General features: G+C 66.1%; 14 protein-coding genes. 3 read left to right on the forward strand and 11 right to left on the reverse strand.

The features are described 5' to 3' along the window. Position 1 precedes the first annotated feature (1 nt). From QMX79_RS05170 to grxD, 9 genes are all read right to left on the reverse strand, one after another. Positions 2-3,805 carry a PilC/PilY family type IV pilus protein gene (locus QMX79_RS05170; RefSeq protein ID WP_282245046.1) on the reverse strand — a complete coding sequence of 1,268 codons (3,804 nt, stop codon included), beginning with the start codon at positions 3,803-3,805 and terminating at the stop codon, positions 2-4. An 11-nt stretch (positions 3,806-3,816) separates the two neighbouring features. Then, the gene (locus QMX79_RS05175) at positions 3,817-4,326 is read right to left on the reverse strand and encodes a PilX N-terminal domain-containing pilus assembly protein (protein ID WP_282245048.1); all 510 of its coding nucleotides are present in this window, start codon (positions 4,324-4,326) and stop codon (positions 3,817-3,819) included. A 4-nt stretch (positions 4,327-4,330) separates the two neighbouring features. Further along, a complete protein-coding gene (locus QMX79_RS05180) occupies positions 4,331-5,497 on the reverse strand; it encodes a PilW family protein (RefSeq protein WP_282245050.1) in 1,167 nt (388 codons plus the stop codon). After that, positions 5,494-5,970 (reverse strand): type IV pilus modification protein PilV, encoded by a 477-nt coding sequence (pilV, locus tag QMX79_RS05185; RefSeq protein WP_282245052.1) that lies wholly within the window; start codon positions 5,968-5,970, stop codon positions 5,494-5,496. Before pilV ends, QMX79_RS05180 begins: the two co-directional genes overlap by 4 nt. Further along, positions 5,967-6,482 carry a GspH/FimT family pseudopilin gene (locus QMX79_RS05190; RefSeq protein WP_282245054.1) on the reverse strand — a complete coding sequence of 172 codons (516 nt, stop codon included), beginning with the start codon at positions 6,480-6,482 and terminating at the stop codon, positions 5,967-5,969. Before QMX79_RS05190 ends, pilV begins: the two co-directional genes overlap by 4 nt. 163 nt (positions 6,483-6,645) lie before the next feature. Beyond that, the gene (ppnN, locus tag QMX79_RS05195; protein WP_095364063.1) at positions 6,646-8,034 is read right to left on the reverse strand and encodes a nucleotide 5'-monophosphate nucleosidase PpnN; all 1,389 of its coding nucleotides are present in this window, start codon (positions 8,032-8,034) and stop codon (positions 6,646-6,648) included. 265 nt (positions 8,035-8,299) lie between these two features. Further along, positions 8,300-11,494 carry a carboxypeptidase regulatory-like domain-containing protein gene (locus QMX79_RS05200; protein WP_282245060.1) on the reverse strand — a complete coding sequence of 1,065 codons (3,195 nt, stop codon included), beginning with the start codon at positions 11,492-11,494 and terminating at the stop codon, positions 8,300-8,302. A gap of 347 nt (positions 11,495-11,841) precedes the next feature. Next, the gene (locus tag QMX79_RS05205) at positions 11,842-12,585 is read right to left on the reverse strand and encodes an SDR family NAD(P)-dependent oxidoreductase (RefSeq protein ID WP_282245061.1); all 744 of its coding nucleotides are present in this window, start codon (positions 12,583-12,585) and stop codon (positions 11,842-11,844) included. After that, complete coding sequence (gene grxD / locus QMX79_RS05210; protein WP_282245063.1) at positions 12,582-12,902, reverse strand: Grx4 family monothiol glutaredoxin; 321 nt, start codon at positions 12,900-12,902, stop codon at positions 12,582-12,584. The genes QMX79_RS05205 and grxD overlap by 4 nt, the downstream gene beginning before the upstream one ends. A 118-nt stretch (positions 12,903-13,020) precedes the next feature. On the opposite strand from grxD, the gene QMX79_RS05215 reads away from it, so the two are divergent. Beyond that, positions 13,021-13,602: a Fe-Mn family superoxide dismutase gene (locus tag QMX79_RS05215; protein ID WP_282245065.1), complete on the forward strand. Its 582-nt coding sequence runs from the start codon at positions 13,021-13,023 to the stop codon at positions 13,600-13,602. Positions 13,603-13,608: 6 nt separating this feature from the next. Here the strand turns inward: QMX79_RS05215 and QMX79_RS05220 are convergent, their stop codons facing one another. Both QMX79_RS05220 and purE read right to left on the reverse strand, forming a co-directional pair. Further along, positions 13,609-14,757 (reverse strand): 5-(carboxyamino)imidazole ribonucleotide synthase, encoded by a 1,149-nt coding sequence (locus tag QMX79_RS05220; protein WP_282245066.1) that lies wholly within the window; start codon positions 14,755-14,757, stop codon positions 13,609-13,611. Then, complete coding sequence (purE, locus tag QMX79_RS05225; protein ID WP_093534030.1) at positions 14,754-15,257, reverse strand: 5-(carboxyamino)imidazole ribonucleotide mutase; 504 nt, start codon at positions 15,255-15,257, stop codon at positions 14,754-14,756. Before purE ends, QMX79_RS05220 begins: the two co-directional genes overlap by 4 nt. Positions 15,258-15,316: 59 nt before the next feature. Here purE and QMX79_RS05230 point away from each other — a divergent pair, with 59 nt between their 5' ends. Both QMX79_RS05230 and nadC read left to right on the forward strand, forming a co-directional pair. Further along, positions 15,317-15,583: a Trm112 family protein gene (locus QMX79_RS05230; protein WP_282245070.1), complete on the forward strand. Its 267-nt coding sequence runs from the start codon at positions 15,317-15,319 to the stop codon at positions 15,581-15,583. After that, positions 15,583-16,437: a carboxylating nicotinate-nucleotide diphosphorylase gene (nadC, locus tag QMX79_RS05235; protein ID WP_282245072.1), complete on the forward strand. Its 855-nt coding sequence runs from the start codon at positions 15,583-15,585 to the stop codon at positions 16,435-16,437. The genes QMX79_RS05230 and nadC overlap by 1 nt, the downstream gene beginning before the upstream one ends. Positions 16,438-16,508 lie beyond the last annotated feature (71 nt).

Below are 16,508 nucleotides of genomic sequence, written 5' to 3' on the forward strand. Positions count from 1 at the left end.
GTTACTGGATCTGGCGCCAGGATTGGCGGCCGCAGGGATACGGCAGGTACATCGGCTGTGCGCCGGCCACGTTGACCACCATCCAGCAGCCGCTGCCCGGCGGGGCCGGCGGCGGCACACCGCCGCCCGGGTTGGCCGGCGCGCCCAGGCGTGGCACCACCGAAATGGCCACGTCCTTGACCGGCGCCGTACCGCCGATATCCAGCGCGATCGCGCCGGTACCATCGGCATAGCCCTTGCCGCCCGGCGAGCCGACCCGGACCGACGACAGAGCTGCCGCGCCGGAACGCGCGTCGAGGCCAAACAGCCAGTTCTTGCCGACGGTGCTGCACCCGGTGGATTCCAGGAGTGCGGAATAGGTGGGCATGAACACGACGCCGGACACGACGTCGGGATACCCGACGAAACGCTCGCCCTTGGGCAGGTCGACGTACCAGCCCAGCGCCCCGGCGGGCCGCGTTCCCGCCTTCACCTCGCGCGATACGCCGTCGGCATGGGTAGTCACGGTATACGGTTGCAGTTTGTCGCGGGTAACCGTGGTCACGGTGGCGCCCGAGCGTTCATTGAACCCATACAGGGACTGGATGGTTTCGTCGAGCTTGTCGTTGACGAACGAGAAACTGCCGGTGCCGAACATCAACAGCACACCACCGCCCTCGCCCGAAGCCGCCACCAGGCCACCGGTGATGGGCTGGCGGTAGACCATCTTGGACTCGGTGCGCGTGGCAGTGGTGAACACCGGAACGCTGATCGAATCGCTGCTCGACAGCAGATCGAACTTCCACACGGCACCATTGGCATCGGCACCATAGACCGTGTCGGCGAAGCCATCGCGGACAGCGCGGGTGGTATCGCTGTTGTCCTTGCGATCGACCACCACGATGTTGCCCAGCCCATTGGTGCCGGTGGGCTTACCGTCACCGGATTCGACGGCCTCGATCATGCGCACCTTGGGCGAACCGGTGCCGATGTCGACCACGAACAGCACCGCCCTGCCGTTCTTGCTGTTGTAGCCGTTACCGAAGATGGCCTTCCACGTCACCGACGTACCGCTCTTCACGGGCACGATGACCGGCTTGCCAAGCACGAAGCCGATGTTGTTCCTGATGTCGCTGGAACCGCCTGAGATGTCGTTGATTTCCCACAGGCGGCTGTTGGTATCGAACTTGTTGGGATTGGTCACGTCCAGGGCGAAGACACCGCGCCCGCCGGCACCGGCGGTGCCCACGAGGGTGGTATGCCAGGCCTCGCCATAATACGTGTCGCCCACCACGACCGGGCCGTCAACCGAATAGCGGTGCGGCGACTGGTTCTGCGCGTTGAGCCTGTTGTACGGCTTGAGCAGGTTACCCATGTGGCCAATCGCGGTTTCCGGGATATAGGCGAACTTCTCGCGCCCGCCATTGCCAGCGGTCTTTCCTTCCCAGTCCAGGCCACCGTCGAAGGCATGCAGCATGCCGTCGTTCGCGCCGACATAGACCATGTAGTTGTTGCCCTGCTTTGCCTTCATGTACGCGACGTAGCTGGTGCCAAGCCCGTCAAGGTTGCGATAGCCGTAATCATCAATCGGCGAACTGATCTGCGGCGACGAGTTGATGATGTCACCGAGGGTGGTGGTGCGATCGCGCAACTTTCCGCCGTTGCGGACTTCCAGGCTGGTATCACCCCGCAGGTAGGACGCCGCCGACGCATCGGTCGCACCGATGGTCTTGAGGGTCGCGCTGTCGCACTGGCTCATTCCCGGGTAGAGGGTCGTAGACTTGGTGCAGAGCAGGTCCAGCGTTACCGTCGACGAATCGAACACGCTGACACCCGTGCCACTGCCGAAGTAGATGTTGCGGGAGCCGGCCGCCGGGAACTTGCTGCTGGCTTCCCAGATCGGCGTGTAGACCGCCGAATTCGTGGCGCGGTCGACGGTCACCTGGCTGGCAGTCAGCCGGCTGAACCAGTCGGTACCCTCATTGGCCACTTCGTACGTGGGCGAAACGGTGAGTGAACCCGCACCGATCCGGGCACCCGTCAGCGCGATGCTGCCCGACGGCGAGGAACCCGCCGCCACGGCGGAAAGCACCCGGCGCATCGCTGCAGTCACGTCCGCCGGGGTTTTCGCATTGATGAACTCGCCACGGGAGTTGATGGCGCCGTGCCAGATTTCGTCGATGACGCGACCGTCGTCGGCGTCGATCGGGTTTCCGCTGTTCCAGGCGGGCGGGTTGGCATACGGATCCTTGGTCGCCGCCTGGTTCACGTCGTAGATCCTGCCCTGCGCGCCCAGCGTGACGCCGTAGAAGTTCATGTGCAGGTCTTTCTGGCAGTCCAGGCGCTTCCAGTCGGGCGAGGACTTGCTCAGCGTCTCGCACTGCTTGCTGACCGGGACCTGCCCGGCCGGGAAGTTGCCGCCCGACCGCAGCGGCACCAGGGCACCATCGTAGTAGGCCGCAGCGATGTCGGCGATCGTGTTGCTGTAGCTGTCCTCGAACGGCGCACCCGGGAAGTGCGTGGTCCCCGTGGAATCGGCGTTGCCATAGTCGGTGCCGTCCGGCTTGTTGCCCGAGTTGGTATAGCCATCCGTGAACAGCATGCCGCCGTTGCGCTGGCAGGACAGCGCCACCGGCGCGCCGGCGTCCGTGCGGCGGAACTGCTTGCCCAGGAAGTCAACTGCCTGCCGGTTCGGCGTACCGCCGTTCGGGCCCAGCGTGTAGATCTTCTTGAACAGGTCCGCGCGCTGGGTGCCCACGTCGTACATGGTGACGTCGGTGCGGTTGTTGATGGTGAAGTAACCCACCCGCATGTTTTCGACTTCACTCATCGCGTGCGAGGACGAGCCCACCATCGAGAGGATGCGGTTGCGGTGATACTGGAACCAGATGGAGAAATTCTTGATTGCCGCGGCGTAGCCGCTGTCGTAGTTCGCCGACGCAATGGTGTACCGGCGCATGTCGCAGTCCGGTCCGCAGGCACCCTTGATCACCGGACGGAACTCATCGCCCGTCTTGTAGCCGGCCGGTGCAGCGGCAGCTGCAGGCAGATAGAACGTGGCCGGGAAGTACTTGATCGGAATCCCGTTCGGACAGTTGGTGGGCGCGGTCCAATCTTTCTCCAGCTCCACCCACTTCTTTTTCGCGTCTGGCAGACCATCGTTGCGATTCGTATTGCAGGTGGTACCGTCGGAGTAGTAGGTCGTCCCCTTGGGGAGGGTCATGCCCTTGAGAACCTGGAAACCCTCGGTCGATACGGTCCGGAAATCCTGGAGGTTGTAGGTGACGCCGTACGGCACCTTGAAGTCCGATCGGGGATCGGCGCGCGTCGCGGTGAGGATCGGATCGTCCCACAGGGTCCTGTCAGCCCGGCGCCACGTCTCATACGTGACGGCCGGGTTGAAGTAGCTCGCATTGTAGGTGGGCGAGCGGGCGAACCCGAACTGGTCCAGCGGCGGAATCGCCCGCCCGTAGCTGTAGGCCTTGTTGTAGTCGGCATGCGGATACAGGTGGAGGTAGCAGTCGACCTGATTATCGTTGTTGCACGAGGTGCTGCTGTTGTAGAACACGCCCGCGGACTTGAAGAAGCTGCTGCCATTCCACTGCAGCCGCCCATCGCCGCCGGTGAAGATGCGCTCGAACATCATCGAGTTGGAGTCATCCACGGCCATGATGAACGCCGGGGGCGCCGTGTTGACCGAGTTCATCGGCACCTGGGACAGCTCGCCCTGCCCCTGGGCGGCGAACAGGCTGTACATGAAATAGGCACCGGCGCCGAGCAGCAGCACACCTGCGCCCGCGGTGACACCGAATTTACGCGTGATCATGCCGGCAGCCCTCAAAGCTTGAAGATGGTGTCGATGACGGCCGACGAGGACGGGCCTGCCGGAACATCGGTCGAGAAGGAAGTGATCTGGTAGACCGGTGCGGTCGGGTCGAGCGCTTCGCCCATGCCCAGCGAACCGCCACCGATGATGCAGGAGTCGATACGGCGCACGTTGACCGCCTCAGTGCCCGTGATGACCTTCTTGCGGCCCCAGTCCACCGGGTCGTAGCCGTCATCGCAGTTCTGCTGGATGCTGGCAGCGGAAATCGGTGCCGGGTCCGGCAGCGCGGTACGGTTGGCGATGGCCTCGATGCTGTGCTCGGTGCGCCGGGTCAAGCTCTCGGTACTCTGGAACGACGTGTTGGTGGCGCGGTAATTGGCGGACATCTTTTCCTGCATGCCTGCCACCTGCATGCCGGCGATGCCGATCAGCGCCAGCAGGATCAGCATGATCAGGGCGACGTAGAGCACGGCGCCACGCTGCGTTGAGGGGGTTGCAGGCGACCTGGAAGACCGGTTCATGACATCAGTTCCCGAAGAGGCGGTTGCGCAGGGCGATGGTGGACTCGTATGCGGCCCGGTAACGCCCGTCATTGGTTCCCGCAGGCGCGAAACGAACGCCCAGCAGGCGGGGATCATTCGCCGCAGCGGCCACCGCCGAGGCCGTGGCCGGGCTGGGGCTGCGTGCCAGCACGCCGACCTGCACCTGGCCCACGCGCCGCCATTCGTTGGCCGCGGCGGCATCGGTGCCGGTGCTGACACCGGCTGCCGTCTGCTGCACGGTGACGTTGCCCGACGGCAGCGTGGCCTGGGCGATCACCGGCGTGGTATCCAGGCCATAGATGACCTGGAGGTTCTCGATGCCTTCCACCAGTTCCTCGCGCACGTCGTAGGTGCCGGCCGCGTTGGCGCGCGCACGCATCAGCACCGGTTCGCCGCTGGCGGACGTGCCGATGTAGTAGGCGATCGACTCGGCGCGGTACAGCATGGTCTCGCCGGTCGGCTGCACGTTGTAGCGGTCCAGGGTGGCATTGGCGGCGGTGACCTCACCTGCCGCATAGGTGCCGATGAAAACGTCCGCGTGGCTGCAGTCGGCAATCCCGAACAGCCGGGGCGCGCCCACGCCGTCTTCGGTCAACCGCTTGCCGATCTCGGCGTTGAAGCCGATCTTGTTGTCACTGCCGGCGGAGATGCTGGTGACCGGAACGCCCACCGGCGACAGGAAACGCAGCACCAGCACATCGCTGCCACCGCGCGCGTTGAGGTTCTGCAGCTGAATGGGCATGCCCGCCGCGTCGCCCCATGTAGTGCCCAGGGTCAAGGTATTGGTCGGCGCACTGTTGGCCGCCTCGTAGCCCTGAACCGACACGGAGAAGTCCAGCGCGCTTCCGCCGCCGGTCGCCACGCCGGCAATGTTCACCCGCGGGTCGCCTTCATTCTTGACGAAGTGGGCCTGGTCATTGACGCAGCCGAAATGCCCCGCCATGCGGATGTCGCGCTGCAGGAACTCCAGCGCAAAGCGCGCGTTTTCCTGCGCGCGCGCATTGCCCTGGGCCAGCTGCGAGGCTTCGCGCGAGGCAGAGAACACCTGGACCACGCCCAGCATCAGGGCCAGGCCGATCACCATCGCGATCATGACTTCGATCAGCGAGATACCGGCCATGCGGCGCTTGGCGGCAATTGCGTGCGTCATAGCTGGGTCACCGCGGTGAAGGTGGTTCGGGTATCGGGATTGTCCTTGTCCCAGCGCTGGTCAGCCCACGCGATGCCGACCGTTACCTGGCCGTTGTTGTTGGTCACCGTGGCGCTGGCGCCCTCGCCCAGCGCCTGCACCACCTGGCACTGCCAGCGGGTGATGTTCTGGGCGATGGTGACGGTGCCGATCTGGCGCGAGCAGGCGGCACGGGTGACCGAGCCAGCCGCGAACGACGCGCCGGAATACCACGCCGACTGGTAGCGGTTGGCGCGCATCTGGTCCAGCAGGTCGTAGCTCAGGTTGGTGGCCTGGGTGCGGTAGTTGGAACTCTGCACGAAGCGCACGTTCATGGTCTGCAGCAGGGCGAAGCCGAGCAGGCCGAAGGCCAGCACGATGATGGTGATGAGCACCTCGATCATGCTGAAGCCGCCGGCGTTCTTCCGCCCTGAAGGGTTGGAAAAGCGATTCATGCGCACGACTCCTTGGCGGTGCTGATCTGGCCGGATGCGTTGACGGTCAGGCGACGCAGCAGCGCCTGGTTCTTGCAGGAGGTCGGCTGCAGCACCACCTGCTTGGGATCGGAACCCACGCGCCGGCCGCGCGCGTCGAAGGTAATGCCAGCGGCGTTCGGCCCGGTGGCGGTGATCGCCGGGTTCATCACGACGAAGCGGAGCACGACTTCATTGGCGTCCAGCGCACCATTGGAATCCACATCGGACCAGGCCAGCATGCCCTTGCCCCATGCGCCGTCGCAGGTGGTGCCGCTGGTGCTGCCACAGACGCCGCCACCGCGCTTGTTGCGGATCGCTTCGCTGCGGGCCAGGGCGACCAGGCCGGATACCTCGTTGCTGGCCGAGGCCACGCGGTTGGACCGCAGCGTGGACTGGAAGCTCGGAAATGCGATGGCAGCCAGAATCGCAACCACCGCAACGGTGATCATCAGTTCGACCAGTGTGAAGCCATTGGACCGGCGTGAAGACATGGGACGCTCCCCAGCGTGATGACACGGACAATGGACGGCCGCCCGCCCGGCGGCAAGCGACAGCAGGACGAACGGTCGCCCGGAGGCGACGGGCGTCAAACCGTTGACACCCGTACGGTTGGGCGGGGGTGGCGCGGGCTCCCGACCCGGCCACCCCGCTCTCTCAGGCCAGCACCCGGTAGCAGGGCTGGTACTCGCCCGAGATCTTCATCCGGCGCTGTTCGACGAAGGCGCGCAGGAGTTCATCCAGGGCCTGCATCATGTCGGCGTCGCCGTGGATCTCGAACGGACCGAACTGCTCGATCCGGCGCATGCCGTCTTCCTTCACGTTGCCGGCGACGATGCCGGAGAACGCGCGGCGCAGGTCGGCCGCCAGTGCGTGCGGCGGACGCCCGTGGTGCAGGTCCAGCGCGGCCATCGCTTCGTGGGTCGGCACGAACGGCTGCTGGTACTCCCACGGAATCTCGATGGACCAGTTGAAGAAGAACGAATCCTTCTGCACCAGCCGGTGTTCGCGCACGCGCTTGATGCCGGCCGACATCTGCCGGGCCACCGCCACCGGGTCACCGATGATGATCTGGTAGCGCTCGGCCGCGGCATCGCCCAGGGTCAGGCGGATGAAGCGGTCGATCTGCTCGAAGTACGGCGCGGCCACGGTCGGGCCGGTCAGGATCAGCGGGAACGGCAGGTCCTTGTTCTCCTCGCGCAGCAGGATGCCGAGCAGGTACAGGATCTCTTCGGCGGTGCCGACGCCGCCGGCGAACACGATGATGCCGTGGCCAATGCGCACGAACGCTTCGAGACGCTTCTCGATGTCCGGCATGATCACCAGGTGGTTCACGATCGGGTTCGGCGACTCGGCGGCGATGATGCCCGGCTCGGTCAGGCCGATGTAGCGCGTGGTGTGCTTGCGCTGCTTGGCATGGGCAATGGTGGCGCCCTTCATCGGGCCCTTCATCGCGCCCGGGCCGCAGCCGGTGCAGATGTCCAGGCCGCGCAGGCCCAGCTCGTAGCCGACCTGCTTGGTGTACAGGTACTCATCGCGGCCGATCGAATGGCCGCCCCAGCACACCACCAGGTTCGGGTCGCCCGGGTTGAGGATGCGCGCGTTGCGCAGCAGCCCGAACACGGCGTTGGTGATGCCCTCGGAGGATTCCAGCTCGGCCGCGTAGGCCGGGCCCATTTCGATGGCCATGTAGGCCAGGTCGCGCACGACCGCGAACAGCAGTTCGGCCACGCCGCGGATGATCTCGCCATCCACGAATGCCATCGCCGGCGCATTGACCAGGTCGATGCGCACGCCACGGTCCTGCTGGGCGACCTGGATGTCGAAATCCGGGTACAGATCGCGCGCCGCGCGCGGATCGTCCGATGCACTGCCACTGGTCAGCACGGCCAGCGCGCAGCGGCGCAGCAGCTCGTGCATGCCGCCGCCGGATGCATCGCGCAGGCGCGCCACTTCAGCGCGCGACAGCACATCCAGCCCACCGCGCGGGTAGATCCGCGCGTCCTGCACCGGCAGCGTGCGCGCCGGCTTTTCGGTGATCGTCATTTCCATTCTTTTCGCTTCCTCAAGGTTGCCGACTGTACCGCTGCCCCCTTAAAAAGCAAAACGGCCGGGAAACCCGACCGTTGGATGCGTTTCGACCCCGGCCACGCCTCGGGGGCTGCCGTACGTGCGCGTTTTTCGCGCAACCGGACGAGCATACGCCCATCCACAGAAACAGACAAGCGCCCTCGCCCGCCTCCGCCCCGCATACAGCAGAACGGCCGGGTTTCCCCGGCCGTTCCTCTTACCTTGCCACTAGCTCAGTTCATCAGAACTGGTAGCGGAAGCCCAGCTGCACCGACCACTGCGAGACACCGACGTCGAAGCCGTCTGCGTCGTTGTTGGCCACTGCCGGCTCGTCCGCGCCGCGGAAGTTGTACACGTACTTGCCGTCCTTGATGCCCTGCAGGGTGGCCACACGCGCATCGGCGAAGAAGCCGTAGTCGTAGATGTTGCCCCAGTCCTTGTTGATCATGTTGCCGACGTTCTGGATATCCAGCCAGATCTCCGACTTGTGACCCTTCATGAAGCCCGGCAGTTCCTGGCTGATGCGCAGGTCGAAGGTGTTGATCCAACCGGTACGGAACTGGTTGGCCGGAGCCGCCTGGCCGGCGTACTTGGCCAGCTGCGGGTTGTTCTTCAGCCACTCGAAGAACGAGGCCTCCATGGCCGGATCGGCGGTGAACTGGCCGCTCTGGGTCAGGTTGCCGAACAGCACGTCGCCCGGGCCGGTCGGCACGTAGAACAGGTCGTTCGCGGAGCGGCTGTCGCCGTTGGCATCGTTCACGTAGACGTAGCTGTACGGACGGCCGCTGCGACCTTCGTAGACCAGGCCGACGCGGGTTTCGTAGTCACCAAAGAACTTGTGCTTCCAGTTCAGCGCACCCGACAGGCGGTCGCGGATCTGGTAGCGCGAGGTGTTCTCGATTTCGTCATTGGCGTTGAAGGCGTACTGGTAGCCCCAGCCCGAGCTGGCGGTGGAGCTGGTCAGCGTGCCGACTTCGGTGGCATCGGTGTAGGTGTAGCCCAGGTTCCAGGACCAGTCGCTGGCGGCATCCCACGGCTTGGCCAGCGAGACGGTGAACTGCGAGGTACGACCCTTGTCGGTGTTCGCGATCTCGTACACCGCGTCATAGGCCTGGTTGCGACCTGCACGGGCGTTGCCGGTAGCCCAGGCATTGCCGGTGCTGCCGCGGGAGTAATACATGTCACGGCCGTCCGGACCCTGGTACTGCACCGGACCCAGGTTCAGGTTCTTGTAGTACAGGGCGTCCTTGACCTTGGTGACCAGCAGTTCGGCCGAGGCCACGATGCCGTACCACGGGGTTTCGTGGTCGAAGGCCAGGTTGGCCTTGTACACCGACGGCATGTTGAAGTCGCTGCCGACGAAGTTGACGTTCTGGCGGTTCGAGCCCGGCGTGGTCGGGACCGGCTGGCCGTCCTTGCTCGGGTTGAACGGCAGCGCCGGGTTGTAGCCGTTGGTGTAGGTGTAGACCGAATTGTTGAAGCCGGTCGCCGAGTAGCTGTTGCTCAGCCACACCTGCGGGGCGTCACCCTGGAACAGGCCCACGCCGCCGCGCAGCTGGGTCTGGCGGTCGGTGTCGAAGGTGTAGTTGAAGCCCGCACGCGGCTGGATCAGGAACTTGTTGCTCAGCACTTCGCTGTTGTCGAGACCGAAGAATGCCGAGGCCGGGGCGTTGTAAGCCGGGGCCGGGCTGGTGTCGGCACGGTCGGCACGCACGCCCAAGGTCAGGGTCAGGTTGTTGTTGACGTACCAGGTGTCCTGCACGAACAGGGCCAGGTTGCTGAACTTGTAGTCAGCCGGAATCGAGCCCGGGGTGCGTTCCGGGTTGTAGTTGTAGCTGCTCCAGCGGCCGGCAGCGAAGTTGTCCAGGCCGTAGAAGGTGTAGGCGCCCCACGAGTTGGCGCCGAAGTAGTTGTAGATGTCGTTGGTGTCGTACGACGCACCAAACTTGACGTCGTGGTCACCCAGGGTCCAGGTAGCGGCAGCGTAGTAGTTCCACGCCTTGGTCTCCAGGATGTTGTCCTGCGAGTTGACTTCGGTGCCGAGGTACAGCGAGTCGCCGGACGGCGAGGCTTCGGTACCCTGGAAGAAGATGCGGATGCTCGGCGCGTCGGTCGAGACATTGCGGATCGCCGAGTATTCGCGGTACGAAGCCTTCAGCTCGGTCGAGAAGTTCGGCGACCAGTCGCTGAACAGCTGGGCGACGTAGCTCTCGTTGGTCTTGTCGTGCTGATACCAGTACGAGCTCAGCGAGGCCGAGCTGGTGGTCATGCCGTTGATGCGCAGCTTGCTCTGGTCGATCTTGCTGTAACGGATGTTGGCACGGTGGTTGTCGCTGATGTTCCAGTCCAGCTTCAGCGCGTACTCTTCCATCTCCGTATCGCCATTGCTTTCCAGGCCACCGGCGGCGATGCCGTAGCCTTCAGCAATCTGCTGCGCACGGGTCACGTCGGCCAGGGTGAACTGCGGGTTGGCCTTGCCCAGCGCGGTGCCGCTCAGGTCGGCGCCCGGGGCGGCCTGCTTGAACTTCTCGTAGTTGGCGAAGAAGTACAGCTTGTCCTTCACGATCGGGCCGCCCACGGTCATGCCGTAGGTTTCTTCCTTGGTGAAGCCGTTGAACTTCTGGCCTTCCGGGTTGTCGCCGAACCAGTCGCCGTCACGGTAGGTGCCGTAGACCGAGCCGTGGAATTCGTTGGTACCGGACTTGGTCACCGCGTTGACGGTGGCACCGGCGGCGGCAGCGATGCTGACGTCGTAGTTGGACAGGTTGATGTCCAGTGCTTCGATGGCTTCCATGGCGACCGGCTGGCGGCGGGTCGGCATGTTGTTGCCTTCCAGGCCGAAGGTGTCGCTGGCGGACACGCCGTCGATGTTGATCGAGTTGAAGCGCGGGTTCTGGCCACCGGCCGAGATCGAGCCCGAGGCGCGGTCGATGAAGGTCACGCGCGGGTCAAGACGCATCAGGTCCTGGATGTTGCCGCCGATCGACGGGGCCGTCTCGATCTGCTGCTGGCTGATGTTGGTGCCCGAGCCCATCTTGGTGGAGCTGAACACTTCCGAGCCGCCGGCCACGGCCACGACCTGCACCGCTTCCAGGTTGGTGGCGGCCACGTCGCCGGTCAGGGCGGCGTTGACGGTACCGGTCTGGTTCACGCCCAGGTACACGCCTTCTTCGGTCTTGGTGCCCTCACCGGACTTGGTGATGGTGATGGTGTACGGACCACCCACGCGCAGGCCGCGCGCGTTGTAACGACCCGCAGCATCGGTGGTGGCGCGGCTGACCGTGCCCGACTCGGTGTGCGTGATGGTGACTTCGGCGCCAGCAACAGGCTGGCCAGCGGCAGACATGACCTGGCCGCCGACACCGGCAGAGGTGCTCTGGGCGAAGGCGGGGGCGGCAGCAAGTACTGCCATGAGGCCAAGGGTGAGCTTGGACATCCGGAGACAGCGTGGGTCGATCATTGGGAGTAGCCTCGATGCGAGTTGGCGATGACGGAAAAAAAAGCGCGCCCAAGCAGCCATTCAGCGGCTGTCTGGACTTTTATCTGGGTTCCCTTGCCGCAGGCTGGTTTCAGCCGCAACGGTTAACACTAGATTAACACGATAAGCCCGCTATATGACCGTTTGGCGACAAAACACACGCCATCACAACGCGATCGTGACGCTTTCTTCACATTTGGCTGAACAGGGCGCTATGCCGGGGTTCTTTCGCGTTCAGGATCGGGCGCGCCGCCATGCGCCGGCGGGCCTCACCTCAAGGGTAAGTCGCGGCTGTTGCCAGCCGGTTACGCCAGGTCCAGCACCGCGCCCCGGTGGGCGATGCCCTGGGCCGAGAGCAGTTCGACGGCCGCGGCGGCGCAGGCAACCGGATCGCGGGCCATGCCGTCCTCGTCGATCGAGTAGGCCCGGGCCCGCAGCGCGGTACGCATCGGGCCGGGCTGCAGGCCGCTGACCCGGACCGGGCTGTTGGCCAGCTCGTCGTGCAGCGCGGAAATCAGCCCACGCAAGCCATGCTGGGCGGCGCCATAGCCGCCCCAGTAGGCCTGCCCTACCCGGGCCGGATCGTCCACGGTGAACACCAGCGCGGCATCGTCGCGCTGGCGCAGCAGTGGCAGGCAGGCCTGGGCGAGCCAGGCCGGGGCGGTCAGGTTGACGTGCACCGCCCGTGCGAACGCGGCCGGGTCGGCGTGTTCGAACGGGGTCAGGCCGGCAAAGTCGGCGGCGCAGTACAGCACGCCATCGAGCCGGCCGAGCTCGGACTGCAGCCGCTCGGCCAGGGTGGCGTAGTCGTCCGGGGTGGCCCCTTCCAGGTCCAGCGGGTACAGCAACGGCTCGGGGCCGACCGCTTCCACCGCCGTGTAGACCCGGTCCAGCCGGCGCGGCTTGCGCCCCAGCAGGACCACGGTGGCACCGGCGGCGGCACAGGCAATGGCGGCGGCACTGCCGAAGCCCCCACCCGCACCGGCCACCAGAATGACGCGATCGGCCAGCGATCCGGTCCCGACCCCAACGGACGGGACCGCACTCACGGCTGCGAGGCCTCTTCGACGATCCGCTTGAGTTCGCCGGATTCGAACAGCTCCAGCACGATGTCGCAGCCGCCGATCAACTCGCCGTTGATGAACAGCTGCGGCAGGGTCGGCAGGTTCGAGAAGCGTGGCAGGTTGGCGCGGACCTCGGGCAGTTCCAGCACGTTGACGGTGCGCAGCGACACGGCGCCGGCGGCCATCAGCGCCTGCACGGCGCGGCTGGAGAAGCCGCACATGGGGTACTGCGGGGTGCCCTTCATGAACAACACGAGGGGGTACTTGTCCACTTCGGCCTGGATCTCTTGCATTACCGCCACCACGACTCTCCCTGCGCCACGGGACACCCGACCTCGCCGGTCGGATAGACTTCCCAGACGGTCATTGTAATCCTACTGGCCCTGCCTCCGGCGCCCCGTCTCCAGCCTGCAGCGACCCATGCCCCTCGAATTGCCCCGCCTGCCCTACGACCGCACCGCCCTGCAGCCGCATCTGTCGGCCACCACCCTGGACCTGCACCACGGCCAGCACCACCGGGGTTACGTGGAGGCGGTAAACGCACGCATCGAGGGCACCGAGCTGGCCGAGCTGCCACTGGAGGAGATCGTGCGGCAGAGCCAGGGCAGCCTGTTCGACGCGGCCGCGCAGGCCTGGAACCACGCCTTCTATTGGCAGTGCCTGCACCCACGCGGCGGTGGCGAACCGCAGGGGCGGCTGGGCGAACTGATCAGCCGCCATTTCGGCGACGCCAAGCGGCTGCGCGAGGAATTCGACCGGGTCGCGTTGGGCGTGTTCGGCGCCGGCTGGGTATGGCTGGTGCAGCACCCCAATGGCGCGCTGGCGGTCCAGGCCACCCGCAACGCCGGCACCCCGCTGACCGGCCAGAGCACCCCGCTGCTGGCCTGCGATGTGTGGGAACACGCGTACTACACCGATTACCAGAACGAACGCGGCCGGTACCTGGACGCGTTCTGGAAAATCGTCAACTGGGATTTCGTGGCCACGCAGCTGCGCGATTGAAAAAAATCAACCGCGCAGGCTGGCGACTGCGGGCTCCACCTGTTCAGAGCGATCCAGCTGCCGCCCCACTGCTTCCAACGCGTCAGCCAGCACTCCGGCCTCGTCCTCGCGCAGCGTGGCGTGCCCGACCTTGCGGCCGTCACGCGACTCCTTCCCGTAGTCGTGCCAGTGGCCACCCGGCTGTGCCAGCACGGCTTCCGCATCGGGCATCTCACCCAGCCAGTTGAGCATGCAGGCATGCCCCAGCATGCGGGTGTCGCCCAGCGGCAGCCCAACCACGGCGCGCAGGTGGTTCTCGAACTGCGAGGTTTCGCTGCCTTCGAGGGTCCAGTGCCCGGAGTTGTGCACGCGCGGTGCCATCTCGTTGGCCAGCAGCTCGTCACCCCGGCAGAACAGCTCCAGCGCGAACACGCCGACGTAATCGAGCCGTTCGGCCAGGGTCTGCGCATAGCCGATCGCGGCGTCGTGCTGTGCCGGGGACAACCGTGCCGGGGCCAGGCTGGCCGACAGCACGCCATCCACATGCCAGTTGCCGGTGACCGGCCAGGCGCGGAATTCGCCATCCTGGCCACGCACGGCGACCACGCTGACTTCACGTTCGAAGGCGACGAAGCCCTCCAGGATCAGCCCGGTACGGGCCACCTGGCCGCCCAGCGCGTCCCATGCCGCATCGATGTCGGCCTCGCTGCGCAGGCGGAACTGGCCCTTGCCGTCGTAGCCGAAGCGGCGGGTCTTCAGGATGCACGGCAGGCCGAACTCGGCCACCCGGGCGGCCAGCGTGTCGCGGCTGTCGATGTCGGCGAACGCCGGCAGCGGAATGCCGAGCTCGCGGAACAGGGTCTTTTCGCTCAGGCGGTCCTGCGCCACGGCCAGTGCGTCGGGGTTGGGATACACCGGCACCCGGTCGGCCAGGAACTGCGCGCTGCGGGCGGGCACGTTCTCGAAATCGAAGGTCACCACATCCACCCGTTCGGCGAACGCGGCCAGGGCGGCCTCGTCCTCGAACGCGGCCACCTGCAGCGGCGCCAGCTGCCCGCCGCAGGCATCAGCGGCCGGGTCGAACAGTTCGAAGCGCAGCCCCATCGGCGCGCCGGCCAGGACCATCATGCGGGCCAGCTGGCCGCCGCCCAGGATGCCAACGGTCACCGTGGTCATTGACGCGGATCGTCGTGGGCCATGACGTCTTCGGTCTGGCGGGAACGGAAGCCATCCAGCGCCTGGCCGATGGCCGGCTGCTCCGGCGCCAGCATGGCGGCGGCGAACAACGCGGCGTTGGAGGCGCCGGCGTTGCCGATGGCAAACGTGGCCACCGGGATGCCGGCCGGCATCTGCACGATCGACAGCAGCGAATCCATGCCGTTCAGGGCCTTGGACTGCACTGGCACGCCCAGCACCGGCACTGCGGTCTTGGCGGCGATCATGCCCGGCAGGTGCGCGGCGCCGCCGGCACCGGCAATGATGGCGCGCAGCCCACGCGGGCCGGCCTGTTCGGCGTAGGTGAACAGCACGTCGGGCGTGCGGTGCGCCGACACGACTTTCACTTCGTAGGGAACACCGAGCGCGTCGAGCTTCTGCGCCGCGTGCTGCATGGTCTCCCAGTCGGAGCGGGAACCCATGACGATGCCGACGAGCGGCGCGGATTGGTTGGGGGTCATTGGCCGTCACCTGCCTTAAAGACGTATTCTAGCCGCCTTCCACGCAAGACGAAGAACCCATGGATCGCAAAGTCATCGACCTCCTGTGCGCGCCCCGCACCAACCAGCGCCTGTCCCTGCTGGATTCCAAGGGCCTGGACGCGCTCAACCGGGCCATTGGCGCCGGCACGGTGACCAACCTCGACGGCACCCCGCTGGACCAGCCCCTGCGCGAAGCGCTGCTGACCCAGGACCGCAAACAGATTTTCCGGGTCAACGACGGCATTCCGGTGCTGCTGCCGGAAGAAGCCATCGATACCGCCCAGATCACCGATTTCCCCAGGTAATGAGCCTGAGCGCGCTGACGCCCCCTGACCCCGGCCAGGTACAGGCCGATGTCGCCCGCGCCCTGGCCGAGGACATCGGCCCGGGTGACGTGACCGCCGCCCTGCTCCCGGACCGCCCCGACAGCGCCTACCTGCTGTGCAAGCAGGACGCGGTGATCGCCGGCCGGCCGTGGTTCGATGCCACCCACCAGTCATTGGACCCGCAGGTGCGGATCGAATGGCGCGTGGCCGAAGGCGATGCGGTGCCCGCCGGCACCGTGCTGGCGATCCTGCACGGGCGCAACCGCAGCCTGGTCAGCGCCGAGCGCACCTCGCTGAATTTCCTGCAGACGCTGTCGGGCACTGCCACCACCACCGCACGCTACGTAGCGGCCGTGGCCGGCACCGGCACGCGCATCCTGGACACCCGCAAGACCCTGCCGGGCCTGCGCGCGGCCCAGAAGTACGCAGTGCGCTGCGGCGGGGGCGACAACCATCGCCAAGGCCTGTACGACACGGTGATGCTGAAGGAAAACCACATCCGCGCCGCCGGTTCGCTGACCGCTGCGGTCAACGCCGCGCGGGCGCAGTGGCCACGGCTGCCGCTGGTGGTGGAAGTGGAAGACCTGGAGCAGCTGGGCGAAGCGCTGGCGGTGGGCTGTGACCGCATCCTGATCGACGACTTCGACGCCGCCACCCGCCGTGAAGCGGTACGCATCGCCGCCGGCCGCATCCCGCTGGAGGTCTCCGGCAGCGTGGACCTGGCTGGCCTGCGCGCGATTGCCAACGACGGGGTGGATTGCATCTCGATCGGCGGGCTGACCAAGCATGTGCAGGCGATTGACCTGTCGTTGAAGCTGGGCGACCCGCCCTGAATTCTGGTCGGCGGCCCGCATCGACCAACGGTCGACACCTACCGCGGATGCGGTAGCGCACGACCGTTGGT

Source organism: Stenotrophomonas sp. PS02300, assembly GCF_029959395.1.
Lineage (GTDB): Bacteria > Pseudomonadota > Gammaproteobacteria > Xanthomonadales > Xanthomonadaceae > Stenotrophomonas > Stenotrophomonas maltophilia_AD.

Bases quoted from the DNA above. Each gene is read 5' to 3' on its own strand.
- ppnN (WP_095364063.1), bottom strand. From the start codon at position 8,034: ATGACGATCACCGAAAAGCCGGCGCGCACGCTGCCGGTGCAGGACGCG.
- QMX79_RS05180 (WP_282245050.1), bottom strand. From the start codon at position 5,497: ATGACGCACGCAATTGCCGCCAAGCGCCGCATGGCCGGTATCTCGCTG.
- QMX79_RS05175 (WP_282245048.1), bottom strand. From the start codon at position 4,326: ATGAACCGGTCTTCCAGGTCGCCTGCAACCCCCTCAACGCAGCGTGGC.
- pilV (WP_282245052.1), bottom strand. From the start codon at position 5,970: ATGAATCGCTTTTCCAACCCTTCAGGGCGGAAGAACGCCGGCGGCTTC.
- nadC (WP_282245072.1), top strand. From the start codon at position 15,583: ATGAGCCTGAGCGCGCTGACGCCCCCTGACCCCGGCCAGGTACAGGCC.
- QMX79_RS05230 (WP_282245070.1), top strand. From the start codon at position 15,317: ATGGATCGCAAAGTCATCGACCTCCTGTGCGCGCCCCGCACCAACCAG.
- QMX79_RS05220 (WP_282245066.1), bottom strand. From the start codon at position 14,757: ATGACCACGGTGACCGTTGGCATCCTGGGCGGCGGCCAGCTGGCCCGC.
- QMX79_RS05170 (WP_282245046.1), bottom strand. From the start codon at position 3,805: ATGATCACGCGTAAATTCGGTGTCACCGCGGGCGCAGGTGTGCTGCTG.
- purE (WP_093534030.1), bottom strand. From the start codon at position 15,257: ATGACCCCCAACCAATCCGCGCCGCTCGTCGGCATCGTCATGGGTTCC.
- QMX79_RS05200 (WP_282245060.1), bottom strand. From the start codon at position 11,494: ATGTCCAAGCTCACCCTTGGCCTCATGGCAGTACTTGCTGCCGCCCCC.
- QMX79_RS05215 (WP_282245065.1), top strand. From the start codon at position 13,021: ATGCCCCTCGAATTGCCCCGCCTGCCCTACGACCGCACCGCCCTGCAG.
- QMX79_RS05190 (WP_282245054.1), bottom strand. From the start codon at position 6,482: ATGTCTTCACGCCGGTCCAATGGCTTCACACTGGTCGAACTGATGATC.